2 protein-coding genes are annotated in these 2,611 nt (G+C 53.2%); both read left to right on the top strand.

The genetic code is table 11. The annotated features are described in order from the left end of the window. A partial coding sequence (locus AC2FNC_RS20645; RefSeq protein ID WP_496716549.1) for a hypothetical protein occupies window positions 1-1,331 on the top strand: 1,331 nt, incomplete at its 5' end. A 237-nt stretch (window positions 1,332-1,568) separates the two neighbouring features. Then, window positions 1,569-2,513, top strand: coding sequence for an ornithine cyclodeaminase family protein (locus tag AC2FNC_RS20640; RefSeq protein WP_496716547.1), 945 nt, complete (start codon window positions 1,569-1,571; stop codon window positions 2,511-2,513). Window positions 2,514-2,611: the final 98 nt, after the last annotated feature.

The raw sequence follows: 2,611 nt of genomic DNA, 5'->3' as shown, positions 1-2,611 counted from the left end.
TGCCGAGTGATAAGACTTCCGGACCGAAGCCGAAGACCGCATTCAGGCATCAGCTCCGGGTGCTGGTTCTAGACCTTTATGTTGCTTGGCTGGAAGACCCGGAACTGTCTATCGGCGTCTCCATGTCCTCGAACTACTGGGACACGTCTTCCCGCTATAACGCGATCCATATATCCAAGAAGATCATCCCGATCATTCACACTCTAATCGAAGAAGGATTATTGGATGTCGCCAAGGGCAGCTACTCGGGTCCTCTGGCACGGGGAAACAGAACAACGAGGATACGAGCCTCCGAGGTGATGCAGGGATGGTTCGCCGAAGTGGCATTCCGACGAGATGACGTTGGTCGGGTCGAAGGCGAAGAAATCATCATTCTCAGAGGGGATAGTGCTGAGGCACTGGTCGAGTACGAGGATACCGACGAGATCATTAGAATGCGGGCTGAGCTTGAGCGCTATAACCAAGTAATCGCTGATGCTTTCATTGATATCCCTGGTTTGGAAGAGCCGAAAGTCGATGATGTCACCGCCGATCATCATCATAAGTTCACCCGCCGGATATTCAGTCGCTCTGACTTCAACCTGAATGGGCGCTTTCATGGAGGCTGGTGGCAGCAGATTAACAGTGACTGGAGGTCGAAGATCTTCATCAATGACACACCAGTCGTCGAAGTGGACTTCCGCAGTCTCCATGTCTCCCTCCTCAGTCTGGAGGCAGGGAAGGAGCTCGCTGGTGACCCCTATGATCTGCCTGACAGACTTATCGCAGGTGCGCCTCCACCGCTTCAGCGCAAGTTTATCAAACGACTGATACTGACTGCTATCAACGCTGGGTCCAAAGACGCTGCCTTCAGAGCCTTCAGAGATGGGTACCCGACTGGTCATGCTGGGAAGACACTGACGAACGAGCAACTGGAGGCCCTGCTGACGGGCTTTCTGGAAAAGACGCCACACATCAAAGACTATCTGTTCGCGGATCAAGGTATCCGGTTGATGCACCTCGACAGTCTGATAGCGGAACGTGTCCATCGCCACTTCTGCCACCAAGCCGTACCAGTCCTGTCAGTGCATGACAGTTACATCATCGACTATACCCGTGTTGGAGAATTGAAGCGGGTGATGGCCGAGGCTTCGGAAGAAGTGGCCGGTGCACCTTTGCCAACCTCGAACCAGTTCTATGGGTTGGACGAACAAGCCGACCCCAATGCCGACCATGTGAAAGACTATATGATTTGGCGGCAGACGGCCCGGTCAGAGGGCTATCTTCAACGATTGGCGGAACATGAACGAAGAACGGGGCGAGAGGTGGTGCCGTTTGCCATTCATAATTGAAATTGCCGAAATGCGTGGGCCGAACCAACAGGTAGTCTAAGGGTAGAAGCTCGGATTTTCTGTCATTCGCTTCAGATCTTGCTTCCGGAATAGCGGGTTCACGTTCGTTGCCATGAGTATGAACGTTTAACTTTATATCCAGATATAATACCTCAAGGACATAGCCCGACGGGAAAAGAGTGCTCTGGAAATTGTCCGCAATCAGGAAGCCTGATGGCAAAGGGGAGAGGCGACGAAATGACTTCTGAAAGCAAATTGACCTTTCTTTCTGACGAGGACTTGGAAGGCTTAGGCATCCAAACTTCCGAAGTTGCTGACGCAATCGAATCTGCCCTGATGGCCAAGGCCGGTGGAAAGCTCCACACTTCTCCTAAGATAGCCATCTTGCCGGGGGATGGGCGGTACGCAATGTCTACTTTGGCAGTGGGCGATGACGGTTTTATCGTCACCAAACAGGTTACTGTTTGCCCCAATAATCCAGCAAAGGGACTTCCTGCGATCAATGGCGCTATCATGGTTTTGGACGGCCAAACCGGTCTTCTCCGAGCGATCTTGGGGGCCAATTGGATTACGGCTGTCAGAACTGCGGCACTATCAATGGTGGCAGCGCGACGACTTGCTGATCCAAATGCTGAGACGGTGGCCTTTGTGGGTGCCGGAGTGCAGGCTCACTCCCACTTGGCAGCGTTTTCAGAGTTGTTCCCCCTAAAGAGCATTCGTGTGTTCGGACGCGGTAAGGCGAACACCGACAAACTTTGTCGCAGGGCCCGTGACCTGGGTCTCAATGCCGAAGTAGCTGCCAACGCCGAGGACGCTTTGCGTGGCGCTGATTTGGTGGTGACGTCGATAACGTTGGACTACTCCATCGAACCCTTCTTGGATGCCCGATGGCTTAAGCCGACCGCCTTTGCCACAATTACAGATGCTTGTGTTCCGTGGAATTTAGAGGGCATGACCGCATTTAAATCTGTTATCGTTGACGACCGAAAACAGGAAATTGAAAGCGACAAGCCAATGCTGCCGTATCAGCAGGTAACTGGCGATTTGATGGAACTTGTCTCGGGAGAAATCGATGTCCGTCAACGGGAGAAGCCAGCTGCCTTTGCTTTCCGAGGGATTTCATTGGGAGATTACGCGGCGGCAGTCCTTGCCGTTCGTCGGGCCGCTGAAAACCTAAGGTAGCGAGGGTTGGAAACTGGGAGCCGATCCGGAAATCTACTTGGCGGCGCCGGGCTCAAACCTGAAGTCCTTAGGTTCCGCACCAGCCCGTATTCAGCACT

This window comes from Ruegeria sp. BHSA123 (assembly GCF_059613425.1).
This window is presented reverse-complemented; position numbering and strand designations above follow the sequence as displayed.

Coding starts and splice junctions, on each gene's coding strand:
- AC2FNC_RS20640 (WP_496716547.1), top strand. CDS start 1,569: ATGACTTCTGAAAGCAAATTGACCTTTCTTTCTGACGAGGACTTGGAA.